Genomic DNA, 14,288 nt, shown 5'->3' with positions numbered 1-14,288 from the left:
GCCTGGCATGCCTGGGCACCCGTCGACGCCGATCCCGCTCTCCGAGCCGATCCCGGTCAAGCGGCGCGTCGTGTTCGTCGTCGGCTCCGGGCGCAGCGGCACCAGCACCATGTCCGGTGCGCTGCAGACGCTGGGGATGCACGTGCCGCAGCCCGAGGTGGTCGCCGACGAGACCAACCCGAAGGGCTTCGGCGAGCCGCAGTGGGTGGTCGACTTCCACGACGAGCTGCTCAAGCGCTGCAACGTGCAGGTCTCGGACGCGCGACCCGCCGCCTGGTTCCTGGCCGGCAAGCTCTCGGCCTTCGAGCCGCTGCGCGGGCGGCTGCACGAGTGGCTGGAGGAGCAGTTCGTCGAGGGCGGCCCCGAGCTCGTGGTCAAGGACCCGCGGCTGGCGTGGTTCCTGGGGCTGTGGCGCGCCGCGGCGCTGCGCTGCGACGCGGCCCCGGCGTACGTCACGATGCTCCGCCCGGTGACCGAGGTGGTCGGCAGCAAGCAGAAGTACTACGCCGCCGCGAAGGCCGGCGCGGCCGCCGGCGAGGTGCAGCGCACCGCGGCGTGGGTGAACATGATGCTGCACACCGAGCGGTCCACCCGCGGCTCCGCGCGCCGGTTCGTCCGCTACGACGACATGCTCAAGGACTGGACGATCCCGGTGTTCGGCATCGGCCAGGCCTTCGACCTGGACGCGGTGCAGTCCGCGACCGCCAACGACATCCGCCGGGTGCACCAGTTCATCGACCCGAGCCTGCGCCGGGTGCAGCTCACCTGGGACGACGTCGAGGTCCCGGGCCGGCTGCGCGAGATCGCCGAGGAGACCTGGCAGCACCTCGACCGGCTGGCCGACGAGGACGGCGACACCCCCGACGTGCACGACCGGCTCGACGAGCTGCGCACCGCCTACGCCGCGCTGTACGACGAGGCTGAGGCGCTCTCGCACTCGACCGCGCTCGCCGCGCGCCGCGAGGGCCAGGCCCAGGCGCCGTCCGGCGCCCTGGTGCCCGCCCGACTGGCCGACCGGGTGCCGCACGGCGTCCGGGCGATGGTGCCCGCGGGGGCGCGCCGCGGCCTGCGCAAGGCCTTCGGCAAGGAGCGCTAGGGCGATGGGCCGGGCGACCACGGGACCGGACATCCCCAACCGCGAGGGCGAGCGGGCGTACGACGTCACCTGGCCGTGGCGCGAGGGGCCGCTGCGCCCCGGGCTGACCTGCGTGTTCCGGGTCCGCAACGAGGCCCGGAACCTGCCCTGGGTGCTGCCGCCGATGTTCGAGGCGGTCCAGCACGTGGTGCTCGTCGACAACGGGTCCGACGACGGCACCCCGGAGGTCGCGCAGCGGGTCGCGGAGCAGGTCGGCGCCGCGGACCGGTTCACGCTGACGGCGTACCCGTTCCGCGTCAGCCGCGCCGGCGCCGAGCACCTCGCGACCCCGCCGGACTCGGTGCACTCGCTCACCCACTTCTACAACTGGTCGTTCTCGCAGGTGCGCACGTCGTACTCGATGAAGTGGGACGGGGACATGGTGCTCACCCGCGAGGGCGTCGCGACGCTCGCGGACCTGTCCTGGCAGCTCGAGGACTCGCGCGCGGTCGTCGCGGTGCCGCGGCACCCGGTCTCGATCGAGAGCGAGTCGGTGGCCTGGATCGACCTGGGCTTCCGGTTCCTGGAGCCGTGGATCTACCCGATGGGCCCGGAGTACACGTTCGTGAAGGCCTTCGAGTGGGAGGTGCGCGAGTTCCCCGAGGGCTCCGAGCGGATCATCCTGCCCGAGGGGCTCTGCGTGGAGCTCAAGTGGCTCGACGCCGACGAGTTCGCGCACTGGAGCCACACCGAGTTCGACTCCTCGCGGGCGCCGCGCAAGCGCCGCGAGTGGGAGGTCTACAGCGCGCTGTGCGAGGGCCGCGGCGAGCGGGTCGAAGGCCTGCACCGGATCGAGGCGCCGCCCGGTGTGCACGTGGTCGACCACATCACCCGCACCTGGCTGCCGCGCGTGCCGCGGCCGCTGGTGCAGCGCCGCGGCCGGCTGGACGTCTGAGTTGGGTCCGCAGGCCGATGGCTGAGCGCAGGACCGAGGTGCGGGTCGCCGACCTGCTCGCGCTGCGCTCGTACGACGGGCCCGCCGACGAGCGGTCCGCGGTGGTCCGGGTGCTGGTGGAGTCGGCGCCCGGGGCGTTGGCGCTGGTGCCGCGGCCGGAGTGGCCGCCGCTGACGTCGCTGCGCTCGCGGCGGGCGGAGGGCGGCTGGCTGGTCGTCGCCCGGTTCGCGCGCCCGGTGGCCGTCGCCGAGGTGGTGTCCGAGCTGGGTCGCCAGGCGGTGTGGCCCGTGGTCGTGGCCGTCCGGGAGGACCCGGCGCGGCTCGACGAGCGGCTGTTCAACCCGATCGGCTTCCGGTCGGCCTGGGAGCGCGGGGTGGTGGCGTTGGGGTCGGCCCCGTTGACGCCTTCGCTGGTGGCCGAGCTGCGCGACGCCCAGGGCGTGGCCGTCGGCCCGGACGCCGACCCGCGGACGGTCGCGGGGCTGGCGATGGCCGGCGTCCCGCTCACCGGCGCCGGCTTCGACGAGGTGGACCTCGACGACCCGCTGGCCCGCGAGGAGCACAGCCTGGTGCTGCGCCGGGCCGCCCTCGACGCGCACGGCTCGATCGACTGGCAGCGCCCGGTCTCGGTCCTGCTCGCCACCCGGCGGCCCGAGCAGCTGGACTTCGCGCTGGCCCAGGTGGCCCGGCAGCGCGGGGTCGCCGCGTTGCAGCTGGTGCTCGCGCCGCACGGCTTCACGGTCGACGAGGCCTGGGTCCGCGCCGCGGTCGGTCCCGCGGTCGACGTACGCCTCGCGCCCGCGAGCGCCGACACGATCTTCGGCGACGTCCTGCACGCCGCGGCCGGGGTCGCCGACGGCGACGTGCTGCTGAAGATGGACGACGACGACTGGTACGCGCCCGACGTGGTCACCGACCTGCTCCGCGCCCGCGCCTACAGCGGCGCCCAGCTGGTCGGCATGCCCGCGGAGTTCCACTACGTCGCACCGCGCGACCTCACCGTGAAGCGCGGTCATCCCACCGAGCTGTACGCGCGGTTCGTCGCGGGCGGCACGATGCTGGTCGACCGGCCGGTGCTGCGCGAGGTCGGCGGGTTCCGCAGCGTGCGCAGGTACGTCGACGCCCAGCTGCTCACCGCCGTCACCGCCGCCGGCGGCGCGATCTACCGCACCCATGGCCTGGGGTACGTGCTGCGCCGCAACGAGTCCGGGCACACCTGGGAGGTCGACCTGGACTACCTCCTCGACCCCAGCCGCGTCGAGCGTTCCTGGACCGGGCTCACCCCGTCGCGACTGATGGAGCTGTAGGGGGCGGGCGGTTTCCCCGGTTCACCGGGGAAGTTGGAACTTCTGCCCCGAAGTTTCGGCCCAACAGTTCCGGTTTCCCCGGTTCACCGGGGAAACCGACCCGGGCCCCCTTACCGCCGCCCGAGGCCCCGGGCGGTCCAGCCGGCGGCCCGCCAGGCGGCGAGGTCGAGCACGTTGCGGCCGTCGACCAGCTGCTTGCGGCGTACGACGGCGCCGAGCTCGGCCGGGTCGACCGAGCGGAACTCCGGCCACTCCGTGAGGTGCAGCAGGAGGTCGGCGTCGCGGGCGGCGGCCAGCGCCGACTCGGCGTAGTCCAGGGTCGGGAAGGTGGCCCGGGCGGTGTCGTTGGCCTTCGGGTCGTAGACCGAGACCTGGGCGCCGCGTAGGTGCAGCTGCCCCGCGATCGAGAGGGCCGGCGAGTCGCGGACGTCGTCGCTGTGCGGCTTGAACGCGGCGCCCCACACGGCGATCCGGGCCCGGGCGACGCTGCCGCCGAGCATCGTGGTCGCGATCTGCACGACCCGGGTGCGCTGGCGCAGGTTGATGTCGTCGACCTGGCGCAGGAACGACATCGTGTCCTCGACCCCGAGCTCGCCGGCCCGGTGCAGGAACGCCCGGATGTCCTTGGGCAGGCAGCCCCCGCCGAAGCCGACGCCGGCGTTGAGGAACTTCCGCCCGATCCGGGCGTCGTGGCCGATCGCGTCGGCGAGGTCGACGACGTCGCCGCCGGCCGCCTCGCAGACCTCCGCGACCGCGTTGATGAAGGAGATCTTCGTGGCCAGGAACGCGTTGGCCGAGACCTTGACCAGCTCGGCGGTCGCGAAGTCCGTGACCACCACCGGCGTGCCGGCCTCGATCACCGAGCTGTAGAAGGATCGCAGCTCCTGCTCGTCGCGCTCCGAGGCCACCCCGAACACCAGCCGGTCGGGCTCGAGGGTGTCCTTGACGGCGAAGCCCTCGCGGAGGAACTCCGGGTTCCACGCCAGCCGCGCCTCGGCCCCCGCCGGGGCGAGCGCCGCGAGCCGGGCCGCCAGGCGCTCCGCGGTCCCGACCGGGACGGTCGACTTGCCGACGACCAGCGCGCTCTCGACCAGGTACGGCGCGAGCGACTCGACCGCGGCGTCGACGTACCGCACGTCCGCGCCGAGCGCGTCGTGGCGCTGCGGGGTGCCCACGCAGACGAAGTGGATCGCGCCGAACGCCCCGGCCTCCTCGTAGGAGTCGGTGAACCGCAGCCGCCCCGACGTCACGTGCTTGGCGAGCAGCTCCTCGAGCTCGGGCTCGTAGAACGGCACCTTGCCGGCCGCGAGCGACTCCCGCTTGGCGGCGTCGATCTCGACGCCGAGCACCTCGTAGCCGAGCTCGGCCATGCAGGCGGCGTGGGTGGCCCCCAGGTAGCCGCATCCGATGACGGTGACGCGTTGTCCAGGCACGGCGCGAGTCTAGGACGTGGCGCTCAGTCGTCGGCCGCCGCGAGAGTGCGTGCTGGGCGGCGCGTAGCAGGCCATGGGCTGAGTGTCATGCCCTAGGAGTTCCGCGAGGTCAGGGCGGTGGCCAGGCGGTGGACCATCAGCTCCAGCCGGTCCGCGTTCGTCGCGAGGTTGAGCCGCACGTGCCCGTCCAGCCCCGGCTGGTAGTCGCTGCCCGGCGCCAGCCGCACCCCGTGCGCGAGCCCGGCGGCGGCCGGGTCGTCGACGCCGTACGCCCGCAGGTCGAGCCAGGCGAGGTACGTCGCCTCCAGCGGCCGCATCCGGGCCCGGGGGAGCCGGGTCGCGAGCAGGTCGCCGAGCAGCGCGCGCTGCGCCGTCAGCCGCTCGAGGAGCGCCGCGTGCCACTCGTCCCCGTCGCGCCAGGCGGCCACGCCGGCGACGATGCCCAGCGACGACCAGCTGTTCTGCGCCGGCACCGGCAGCCCGGCGAACACCGCCCGGTCGGCCGCGTCGAGCAGCACCAGCTGAGCGCCGTGCACCCCGGGGACGTTGAAGCTCTTCGACGCGCTGGTCACGACCACCGCGCGCTCGTCGACGGTGAGGTACGGCGTGAACGTCGCGCCGGCCAGCACCAGCGGGGCGTGGATCTCGTCGGAGACCACGCGCACGTCGTACCGCCGGGCCAGCTCCGCCAGCTCGGTCAGCTCCTCGCGCGACCAGGCCCGGCCCAGCGGGTTGTGCGGGTTGCAGAGCAGGAAGGTCCGGGTGCCGGCCGCGAACGCCGCCTCCACGGCGGCCAGGTCGAGCACCGCCTCGTCGGCGTCGGGGTCGACCGTGACCGTGACCAGCTCGCGGCCGGTGATCGCGACGGCGTCGCGGAACGGCGGGTAGCAGGGCAGCGGCACCACGACCGGGCCGGGCGGGCAGAGCGCCTCGAGCGCCAGCCGGATCCCGCCCATGACGCCGCCGGTCGGCAGCACGGACTCGGCCGGGACCGACCAGTCCCAGTGCCGCTTCGCGAACCCCGCGAACGCCTCGCCGAGGCCGCCGTCCCCGAACGCGGCGTACCCGAGCGCGCCCTGCCGGACCGTCGCGACCAGGGCCTCCTCGATCGGCGGCGCGGGCCGGTAGTCCATCTCCGCGACCCAGCCCGGCACCACTCCGGGTTCGACCGCACCCCACTTGAGCGGGAACGCGGAGCGGGCCTGGTCGTCGGTGAGGTCGCGGATCAACTGCCTGGTCACGCAGTCATTCAACCCGCCGGTCCCTACAGCGCCGCGGCGACCCGGGTGCCCTGCTCGATGGCGCGCTTCGCGTCGAGCTCCGCGGCGACGTCGGCGCCACCGATGAGGTGCAGCCCGCCGGGCCGGCGGTCGACCAGCTCGTCGTACAGCCCGCGCACGGACTCCTGTCCGGCACACAGCACCACGTGGTCCACGTCGAGCACCCGCTGCTCGCCGTCGACGGTGATGTGCAGCCCGGCGTCGTCGACGCGGCCGTACGTCGTGCCGCTGACCTGGACGACCCCCGACTGCCTCAGCACCGCGCGGTGTGCCCAGCCGGACGTCTTGCCCAGCCCGATGCCGATCGGCGTGGTCTTGCGCTGCAGCAGCGTCACCTCGCGGACCGGCGCCCGGGGCTTGCGCTCGGTCAGGCCCCCGGGGTGCAGGGCCGGGTCGCCGACGCCCCAGTGCGCCCGCCAGTCCTCGTCGGTGTCGGCGGGGTCGTGGGTGAGGAAGTGGCTGACGTCGACGCCGATCCCGCCCGCGCCGATCACCGCGACCCGCCGGCCCGGCACGACCGCTGCGCTGAGGACGTCGGCGTACGAGACGACCTTCGGGTGGTCGACCCCCTCGAGCTCGGGCACCCGTGGCGCGACGCCGGTGGCGACCACCACCTCGTCGTACGCCGCCAGGTCGGCCGCGCTCGCCGTCGTGCCGAGCCGGACGTCGGCGCCGAGCACCTCCAGGCGGCGCGCGTAGTAGCGCAGCGTCTCCGCGAACTCCTCCTTGCCGGGCACCCGCATCGCGAGCCGGAACTGCCCGCCGATCTCGGCCGACCGCTCGAAGAGGGTGACCGCGAGCCCCCGCTCGGCCGCGGACACCGCCGCGGCGAGCCCGGCCGGGCCGGCGCCGACGACGGCGACCGTCCGTCGGGTGCGCGTCGGGGTGAGCACCAGGGTCGTCTCCCGGCAGGCGCGCGGGTTGACCAGGCAGGAGGCCTTGCGGTTGGCGAACACGTGGTCCAGGCAGGCCTGGTTGCAGGCGATGCAGGTGTTGATCTCGTCGGCGCGGCCGGCCGCGGCCTTGGCGACGAAATCCGGGTCGGCCAGCAGCGGCCGGGCCATCGAGACGAGGTCGGCCTCGCCGGCGGCGAGGATCTCCTCGGCGAGCTCGGGGGTGTTGATCCGGTTCGACGCGCACACCGGCACCGACACCTCGGCCTTGAGCCGGGCGGTCGCGGATCGCCAGGCCCCGCGCGGGACCTGGGTGATGATCGTCGGCACCCGCGCCTCGTGCCAGCCGATCCCGGTGTTGAGCACGGTGATGCCGGCCTGCTCCAGGCCGTGGGCGAGCTCGACGACCTCGTCCCAGGCCTGGCCGCCCTCGACCAGGTCGAGCAGCGAGATGCGGTAGACGATCGGGAAGTCGTCGCCGACCAGCTCGCGGGAGCGGCGTACGACCTCGAGCGGGAAGCGCATCCGCCTGGCCGCCGTGCCGCCCCACGCGTCGGTGCGGTCGTTGGTGCGGGCGGCGAGGAACTGGTTGATCAGGTAGCCCTCGGAGCCCATGATCTCGACCGCGTCGTAGCCCGCCTTGCGCGCGAGCGCGACCGAGTGGGCGAAGTCGGTAGCGGTGCGGTCGACGCCCTTCGTGGACAGCGCGCGCGGTCGGAACGGGGTGATCGGGGACTTGCGGCCCGACGCCGAGACGCTGAACGGGTGGTAGCCGTAGCGGCCCGCGTGCAACACCTGCAGCGCGATCGCGCCGCCCTCGTCGTGCACCGCGCCGGTGATCTCGCGGTGCCGCATCGCCTGGAGGCGGGTCGTCATCTCGGCCGCGAACGGCTTGAGCCAGCCGCGGCGGTTCGGCGCGTAGCCGCCGGTGACGATCAGGCCGACGCCGCCGCGGGCGCGCTCGGCGAGGTACGCCGCCAGCGCGGTCAGGTCGCGCGGGCGGTCCTCGAGCCCGGTGTGCATCGAGCCCATCACGACCCGGTTGCGCAGCGTGAGCGGCCCGAGCGTGATCGGCTCGAGCAGGTGGGGGTAGGTCATCGGCGTGCCTTGTCGTGTCGGTCGAGGTACTCGGTCAGCCATGCGATCCACATCTCCTCCAGGAGGATGCCGCCGCGCAGCACGAGGTACTGGTCGAGCTCGAGCGGGTCGCGGAGCTCGTCGGGTCGGGGATAGTCGCGCGCCATCAGGCCGCGGTAGTGGTCCAGGCGGAGCCGGTGGTCGGCCAGGTTGCCGCGCACCACCTCCAGCACGGCGTCGCGGTCCCCGAACGACGCGCCGCGCAGCTTGACCGCGAGCTCGCTGCGCAGCGGCTCGGCCTCCGACGGCGCGGCCAGCCAGGAGCCGAGCACCTCGGCGCCGGCCGGCGTGACGTCGTACACCTTCTTGTCCGGCCGCCCGGTCTGCTCGACCGTGGTGACCCGGACCCAGCCGTCGGCGTCCATCCGGGCCAGCACCCGGTAGATCTGCTGGTGCGTGGCGTGCCAGAAGAACCCGATCGAGCGGTCGAAGCGCTTCGCGAGGTCCAGGCCGGACGCCGGCTGCTCGCGCAGCGCGACGAGGAGGGCGTGCTCGAGGGCCATGCGCAGATCCTGGCCGACCTATGCAACGAGTTGCAAGAAGGTGCGACGTGGCCCGCGTCACGACGTCGTCCACCAAATGCCCGAAGGTCGCCAGCACCCCGGAGCCTGGTCCTACGCTGCACCCATGCGCCTGCGTGGTTCCCTGACGATCGCCGCCCTGCCCCTGCTGCTCGCCGCGGCCGCGTGCGCCCCCGAGTCGGACGGCGGGCCCACGACGGCCTCCGACCCGGCCGCCTCGGACACCGCGGGCTCCAGCGCCCCCGCCGACCAGTGCGCGAAGGAGAGCCTCCCGCTGGTCAGCGAGCACCCGATGCTCACGATCGGCACCGACTCCCCGGCGTACGAGCCCTGGTTCGTCGACAACGACCCGACGAACGGCAAGGGCTTCGAGTCGGCCGTGGCGTACGCCGTCGCCGAGCAGCTCGGTTTCAGCGCCGACGAGGTGATGTGGGTCAAGGTGCCGTTCAACAACTCCTACGCCCCGGGCCCGAAGAAGTTCGACTTCGACATCAACCAGATCTCGATCACGCCCCAGCGGGCCGAGGTCGTCGACTTCTCCGACGGCTACTACTCGGCCGCCCAGGCCGTGATCACGCTGAAGAAGGACGGCGCGACGCCGACCTCGCTGGCCGACCTCGCCGGGCTCAAGCTCGGCGCGCAGACCGGCACTACCAGCCTGACCGCGATCCGCGACCAGATCCAGCCCGACAGCGACCCGCTGGTCTTCCAGAACACCAACGCCGCCAAGCAGGCTCTGCTCAACGGTCAGGTCGACGCGATCGTCGCCGACCTGCCGACCGCGTTCTACATCACCGCCGTGGAGATCCCCGGCAGCACGCTCGCCGGACAGTTCCAGTTCAGCGGTGAGCAGGAGCAGTTCGGGATGCTCTTCGAGAAGGGCAACCCGCTGGTCACCTGCGTCGACGAGGCACTCGCGGCGCTGAAGAGCGACGGCACCCTCGCCGGCATCGAGCAGCAGTGGCTGTCCGACACGGTCGACGTGCCCGTGCTGGAGTGAGCGCGGTCGACCGGACCCCGAGCGAGCGGGAGCGGGAGCGGGCCCGGGTCCGGCGCTCGATCCGGCGCCGCGGGGTGCTGCTCGCGACCGCCGCCACCGTCGTCGTGCTCGGCCTCCTCGTCGTGGGCTTGACCTCGTCGCCGGGCTGGCCCCGGGTCCGGGAGACCTTCCTCTCGTGGCCGGACGCCAAGGAGTCGTTCCCGGACATCGCGAAGGGCTTCTGGCTCAACGTGAAGATGTTCCTGGCCGCGGAGCCGCTGATCCTGCTGCTCGGCGGCGCGGTGGCGATCGTGCGCAGCACCGTCTCCCCCCTGCTGACGCCGATCCGGCTGCTGGCGGTCGTCTACACCGACTTCTTCCGCGGCGTGCCCACGATCCTCGTGGTGTTCCTGTTCGCGTTCGGCATCCCCGCCCTGGGGCTGCAGGGGGTGCCGAACGACCTCGCGGTGCTGGGGACGGCCGCGCTGGTGCTGTCGTACGGCGCCTACGTCGCCGAGGTGATCCGCGCCGGCATCGACTCGGTGCACCCCTCCCAGGTGGCGAGCGCCGAGGCGCTGGGGCTCAGCCGGGCGCAGGCGATGCGGTTCGTGGTGCTGCCCCAGGGGGTGCGCCGCGTCGTACCCCCGTTGATCAACGACTTCGTGTCGCTGCAGAAGGACACGGCACTGGTCGGTGCGGTCGGCGTCTTCGAATCGCTGTTCGCCGCCCAGGACTACGGCAACTTCAACTTCAACTACACCCCGTACCTCGTCACCGCGGCGTTCTTCGTGGCGCTGACCATCCCGATCGCGCGATTCACCGACTGGATGGGCCGGCGGATGATGGAGCGGGAGCGGGGGTCGCGATGAGCGCGCTGCTCGAGATCACCGGACTGCGCAAGTCCTACGGCGACAAGGTCGTGCTCGACGACGTCTCCTTGGCGGTGGCGCCGCACGACGTGATCTGCCTGATCGGCTCGTCGGGGTCCGGCAAGTCCACGCTGCTGCGCTGCCTGAACCTGCTCGAGGACATCGACGACGGGGTGATCCGGTTCGAGGGTGCGGAGATCTCCGACCCGCGCGTCGACGCGCGGGCGGTCCGCAAGCGGATCGGCATGGTCTTCCAGGCCTACAACCTGTTCCCCCACCTGACCGTGCTGGACAACTGCACGCTCGCGCCGCGCCAGGTGCACGGCGTACGGCGCGCCGACGCCGAGGCGCGTGCCCGCGAGCTGCTCGAGCGCTTCGGGTTGGCCGACCAGGCCGCGAAGCACCCCGACAAGCTCTCCGGTGGCCAGCAGCAGCGCGCCGCCCTGGTCCGCGCGCTGTGCACGCACCCGACCCTGCTGCTGCTCGACGAGATCACCGCGGCCCTCGACCCCGAGCTGGTCGGCGAGGTCCTCGAGATCGTCCGCGCCGAGGCCGAGCGCGGGATGACGATGGTGCTCGCCACCCACGAGATGGCCTTCGCCCGCGACGTCGCCACCCGGGTCTGCTTCCTCGACCAGGGCCGGATCCTCGAGCAGGGCCCGCCCGCCGAGATCTTCAGCAACCCCCGCGAGGAGCGGACCCGGCACTTCCTGCGGCGGGTGCTGCCGGGCTGAGCTGAGCCGAACCCGAACTCCGGGACCCGACGCCGACAAGGTGGAGTCTGTGACGCACCAGGCGCGTCACAGACTCCACCTACCCGAGCGACCCCGGGCTAGAGCCGGCAATCGGGCCCACATCGGGTGGGCGTACCCGTCCAGCCGGCCCGGGCGAGCAGGGCCGCCACCCGGGCGGCGGTGCGGCACGGGCGGTCGATGACCTGGCCCCACCCCAGGCGCACGGTCCGGCGGCCGTCGACGGCGGCGTCGAGGTCGCGGTCGAGATCGCGGTCCCGCTGGCCGGAGGTGTCGTGGAAGAGCCGGCCGTCGAGCTCGACCAGGAAGAGCAGTGGGTCGTAGTCGACGTCGCGGAGCACCCCGGACCGCTCGGAGGACCCGGGCTGCTGACGCCGCCCGACGGGCAGTCCGTGCGCTCGCTCGACCAGGTCGAGATAGGCGTGCTCGAGCGTGGAGCAGGTGCCGTCCGCGATGTCGGCGAGGACGCCGCACAGCAAGGAGCGGTCGGTCAGTCGACCCCGCTCTCCGGCGGCCTCCAGCACCCGGTGCGCCGTGGTACGGCGGGACTGGCAGATGTCGGCGAGCACGCCGATCATCGCGAAGCGGCTCGGCTGCCGGAGTGCCTCGTCGAGCGCCGCCTCCTCCACCCGGATCCGCGGCGGCGACATGTTCCACTGGACCTTGGCCGCCAGGCCGGTGACGCGACGGACCCGGTATCCCGGAGCGTCGACGCACCGGCGGGAGACGTCGAGCGCCAGGTCGACCGGCCCCGAATCGTCGTGGTGCCGCCAGCCGGGGCCCGAGACCGCCCGCAGCGCCGAGGGTCCGGCCAGCGCCGCAGGCTCGTAGTACAGGCAGCCGGCCCAGGCGCGCTGCAGCCAGGTCGGCCGGCCGGTGTGGTCGACGAAGACGCCGGGGAGCACCCGCACGAGCTCGCGGCGACGGACCAGGCGGCCAAGGTCGTGGGGTGCGCCGCCGCAAGCCACCACCTGCGCGCGCGAGACCACGCCCGACTGGTCGCCGAGCAGCCGCGCGAGCGCGGCGGCATCCAGCCCGCGGGGCGGGCCCGGATCGGGGGTCGGCACCATGCCCGCATGGTGGTCGCCAGGATGGCTGAGCACCACCGGCGCCGGGCGTGGCTGTGGACGAGAGCGCGACGACCCTGACAGCACTTCTGTCACAATCGCCCACATGAGCATCGAGCTGGGCCAGGGCACCGGACCCCTCCGGGGTGTGAAGGTCGTCGAGATCGCGGGCATCGGGCCGGGGCCGCACGCCTGCATGACGCTGGCCGACCTCGGCGCGGACGTGATCCGCGTCGAGCGGCCCGGAGGGCAGCTGCTCGCCGGTGGCGGCCCGCACATGTTCCTCAACCGCGGCCGCCCGAGCGTGGCGCTCGACCTCAAGCACCCCGACGCGATCCGGACGGTCCTGGAGCTCGTGGCCGGCGCCGACGTCCTCGTCGAGGGGATGCGCCCCGGCGTGGCCGAGCGCCTCGGCTTCGGACCCGAGGTGTGCCACGAGCGCAACCCGCGGCTGGTCTACGGCCGGATGACCGGGTGGGGGCAGGACGGTCCGTTCGCCCAGGTCGCCGGCCACGACCTGAACTACATCTCGATCACCGGCGCGCTGCACGGCCTGGGCCAGGACAAGGCCCGCCCGCACTTCCCGGGAAACCTGCTGGGCGACTTCGGCGGCGGCTCGACGTACCTCGTCATCGGCGTCCTCGCCGCGCTCCTCGAGGCCCGCGCCTCCGGCCAGGGCCAGGTGGTCGACGCCGCGATCGTCGACGGCACCGCCCACCTGAACACGATGGCGGCCGCGTTCCTCGCGGCCGGCACGTTCAAGGAGGAGCGGGCCGCCAACCTGCTCGACGGCGGCGTCCCCTACTACGACATCTACGAGACCGCGGACGGCAAGCACATGTCCGTGGGCGCCCTCGAGCCGCAGTTCTACGACGAGTTCGTCCGGCTGCTCGGGATCGCGGACCGCGCCCCCGACCGCTACGACGCGGACCGGGCCGAGGCGCTGCGGACGCTGATCGCCGACACGTTCCGCACCCGCACCCAGGCCGAGTGGGTCGAGCTGTTCGAGGGCACCGACGCCTGCGTCGCCGGGATCATCCCGCTCACCGAGGCCGCCGAGCACCCGCACATGAGGGCGCGCGGCGTCCTCGTCGAGCGCGACGGCTACCTCCAGCCCGCGCCCGCGCCGCGCTTCTCGCGCACCGCGGCCACCCTCGGCCGCACCGCCGAGGACGCCGGGCAGAGCACCCGCGAGGCGCTCGCCGCCTGGGGCGTGACCGGCGTGGAAGCGCTGCTCGAGAGCGGGGCCGCCGTCCAGGGATGATGGGGCGCATGAAGCCGTTCCTCTTCCTGGGCACGCGCGCGGAGGACGAGGCCGCGGACAGCGAGTACGCCGCCGTCCTGCGCTGCGCCGGGCTCGAGGAGCGCGACGTACGCCGGATCCGCGTCGAGCGCGACGAGCTCGGACCGGTCGACCTCGACGGCCTGTCCGGCATCGTGCTGGGCGGCGGGCCGTTCAACTCCAGCGACCCCGACCAGACCAAGTCGCCGGTGCAGCGGCGTGCCGAGGCCGACCTGCGGCGCCTGGCGGAGCAGGTGCTCGACGCCGACTTCCCGTTCCTGGGCGCCTGCTACGGCGTCGGCGTGCTCGGCGGGCTGCGCGGCGGCCTGGTCGACCGCACCTACGGCGAGCCGATCTCCAGCCGGCGGATCACCCTGACCGAGGCCGGCATGCTCGACCCGCTGCTGGGCGCGATGCCCCCGGCGTTCGACGCGTTCCTCGGCCACAAGGAGGCGGTGGCCAGGCTCCCGGTCGGTGCGGTGCTGCTGGCCTCCTCGGACACCTGCCCGGTGCAGGCGTTTCGGATGGGCAGCAACGTCTACGCCACCCAGTTCCACCCCGAGCTCGACGGCGACGGCCTCGCCCTGCGCATCGAGACCTACCGCCACCACGGCTACTTCGAGCCCGACGAGCTCGACGGCCTGCTCGCGATGGCCCGCGGCAGCACCGTGGAGCACCCCCCGCGGCTGCTCGCCCGGTTCGTCGCGCTCTACGCTCGTTGACGCAAGACTCATTGAC

Annotated in this window: 13 protein-coding genes; 8 read left to right on the top strand and 5 right to left on the bottom strand. The window is 73.5% G+C overall.

Annotation, left to right across the window (positions count from 1 at the left end; translation table 11 throughout):
• Positions 1-7 precede the first annotated feature (7 nt).
• The 3 genes from NOCA_RS24655 to NOCA_RS26185 are packed head-to-tail and all read left to right on the top strand — an operon-like array spanning position 8 to position 3,337.
• Positions 8-1,096 carry a sulfotransferase family protein gene (locus tag NOCA_RS24655; RefSeq protein ID WP_011758005.1) on the top strand — a complete coding sequence of 363 codons (1,089 nt, stop codon included), beginning with the start codon at positions 8-10 and terminating at the stop codon, positions 1,094-1,096.
• Positions 1,097-1,100: 4 nt separating this feature from the next.
• The gene (locus tag NOCA_RS24650; protein WP_011758004.1) at positions 1,101-2,030 is read left to right on the top strand and encodes a hypothetical protein; all 930 of its coding nucleotides are present in this window, start codon (positions 1,101-1,103) and stop codon (positions 2,028-2,030) included.
• 17 nt (positions 2,031-2,047) lie between these two features.
• Positions 2,048-3,337 (top strand): hypothetical protein, encoded by a 1,290-nt coding sequence (locus tag NOCA_RS26185; RefSeq protein WP_011758003.1) that lies wholly within the window; start codon positions 2,048-2,050, stop codon positions 3,335-3,337.
• Positions 3,338-3,447: 110 nt separating this feature from the next.
• Here NOCA_RS26185 and NOCA_RS24640 read toward each other — a convergent pair whose 3' ends face one another.
• The 4 genes from NOCA_RS24640 to NOCA_RS24625 form a co-directional block, all read right to left on the bottom strand.
• A complete protein-coding gene (locus NOCA_RS24640) occupies positions 3,448-4,770 on the bottom strand; it encodes a UDP-glucose dehydrogenase family protein (protein ID WP_011758002.1) in 1,323 nt (440 codons plus the stop codon).
• A 92-nt stretch (positions 4,771-4,862) separates the two neighbouring features.
• Complete coding sequence (locus tag NOCA_RS24635) at positions 4,863-6,011, bottom strand: MalY/PatB family protein (protein WP_041546946.1); 1,149 nt, start codon at positions 6,009-6,011, stop codon at positions 4,863-4,865.
• Between the two features lie 23 nt (positions 6,012-6,034).
• Positions 6,035-8,041, bottom strand: a complete 2,007-nt coding sequence (locus NOCA_RS24630) for an NADPH-dependent 2,4-dienoyl-CoA reductase (protein WP_011758000.1) — start codon at positions 8,039-8,041, stop codon at positions 6,035-6,037.
• Positions 8,038-8,583, bottom strand: coding sequence for a PadR family transcriptional regulator (locus tag NOCA_RS24625; RefSeq protein ID WP_011757999.1), 546 nt, complete (start codon positions 8,581-8,583; stop codon positions 8,038-8,040). Before NOCA_RS24625 ends, NOCA_RS24630 begins: the two co-directional genes overlap by 4 nt.
• 124 nt (positions 8,584-8,707) lie before the next feature.
• Between NOCA_RS24625 and NOCA_RS24620 the strand changes: the two genes are divergently transcribed.
• From NOCA_RS24620 to NOCA_RS24610, 3 genes are read left to right on the top strand one after another with little or no spacing between them, the layout of a single operon-like run.
• Complete coding sequence (locus NOCA_RS24620; protein WP_011757998.1) at positions 8,708-9,601, top strand: ABC transporter substrate-binding protein; 894 nt, start codon at positions 8,708-8,710, stop codon at positions 9,599-9,601.
• Positions 9,598-10,449: an amino acid ABC transporter permease gene (locus tag NOCA_RS24615; protein ID WP_041546944.1), complete on the top strand. Its 852-nt coding sequence runs from the start codon at positions 9,598-9,600 to the stop codon at positions 10,447-10,449. The genes NOCA_RS24620 and NOCA_RS24615 overlap by 4 nt, the downstream gene beginning before the upstream one ends.
• Positions 10,446-11,183 carry an amino acid ABC transporter ATP-binding protein gene (locus tag NOCA_RS24610; RefSeq protein ID WP_011757996.1) on the top strand — a complete coding sequence of 246 codons (738 nt, stop codon included), beginning with the start codon at positions 10,446-10,448 and terminating at the stop codon, positions 11,181-11,183. Before NOCA_RS24615 ends, NOCA_RS24610 begins: the two co-directional genes overlap by 4 nt.
• 98 nt (positions 11,184-11,281) lie before the next feature.
• Here the strand turns inward: NOCA_RS24610 and NOCA_RS24605 are convergent, their stop codons facing one another.
• Positions 11,282-12,271 carry a hypothetical protein gene (locus tag NOCA_RS24605; protein ID WP_197687656.1) on the bottom strand — a complete coding sequence of 330 codons (990 nt, stop codon included), beginning with the start codon at positions 12,269-12,271 and terminating at the stop codon, positions 11,282-11,284.
• A gap of 103 nt (positions 12,272-12,374) precedes the next feature.
• Here NOCA_RS24605 and NOCA_RS24600 point away from each other — a divergent pair, with 103 nt between their 5' ends.
• The gene (locus NOCA_RS24600) at positions 12,375-13,532 is read left to right on the top strand and encodes a CaiB/BaiF CoA transferase family protein (protein ID WP_011757995.1); all 1,158 of its coding nucleotides are present in this window, start codon (positions 12,375-12,377) and stop codon (positions 13,530-13,532) included.
• Between the two features lie 8 nt (positions 13,533-13,540).
• Complete coding sequence (locus NOCA_RS24595) at positions 13,541-14,272, top strand: glutamine amidotransferase (RefSeq protein ID WP_011757994.1); 732 nt, start codon at positions 13,541-13,543, stop codon at positions 14,270-14,272.
• Positions 14,273-14,288 lie beyond the last annotated feature (16 nt).

Origin of the sequence: Nocardioides sp. JS614 (assembly GCF_000015265.1) — a bacterium.
GTDB lineage: Bacteria > Actinomycetota > Actinomycetes > Propionibacteriales > Nocardioidaceae > Nocardioides.
This window is presented reverse-complemented; position numbering and strand designations above follow the sequence as displayed.

Bases quoted from the DNA above. Each gene is read 5' to 3' on its own strand.
- NOCA_RS24650 (WP_011758004.1), top strand. From the start codon at position 1,101: ATGGGCCGGGCGACCACGGGACCGGACATCCCCAACCGCGAGGGCGAG.
- NOCA_RS24595 (WP_011757994.1), top strand. From the start codon at position 13,541: ATGAAGCCGTTCCTCTTCCTGGGCACGCGCGCGGAGGACGAGGCCGCG.
- NOCA_RS24620 (WP_011757998.1), top strand. From the start codon at position 8,708: ATGCGCCTGCGTGGTTCCCTGACGATCGCCGCCCTGCCCCTGCTGCTC.
- NOCA_RS24605 (WP_197687656.1), bottom strand. From the start codon at position 12,271: ATGGTGCCGACCCCCGATCCGGGCCCGCCCCGCGGGCTGGATGCCGCC.
- NOCA_RS24600 (WP_011757995.1), top strand. From the start codon at position 12,375: ATGAGCATCGAGCTGGGCCAGGGCACCGGACCCCTCCGGGGTGTGAAG.
- NOCA_RS24625 (WP_011757999.1), bottom strand. From the start codon at position 8,583: ATGGCCCTCGAGCACGCCCTCCTCGTCGCGCTGCGCGAGCAGCCGGCG.
- NOCA_RS26185 (WP_011758003.1), top strand. From the start codon at position 2,048: ATGGCTGAGCGCAGGACCGAGGTGCGGGTCGCCGACCTGCTCGCGCTG.
- NOCA_RS24630 (WP_011758000.1), bottom strand. From the start codon at position 8,041: ATGACCTACCCCCACCTGCTCGAGCCGATCACGCTCGGGCCGCTCACG.
- NOCA_RS24610 (WP_011757996.1), top strand. From the start codon at position 10,446: ATGAGCGCGCTGCTCGAGATCACCGGACTGCGCAAGTCCTACGGCGAC.
- NOCA_RS24655 (WP_011758005.1), top strand. From the start codon at position 8: ATGCCTGGGCACCCGTCGACGCCGATCCCGCTCTCCGAGCCGATCCCG.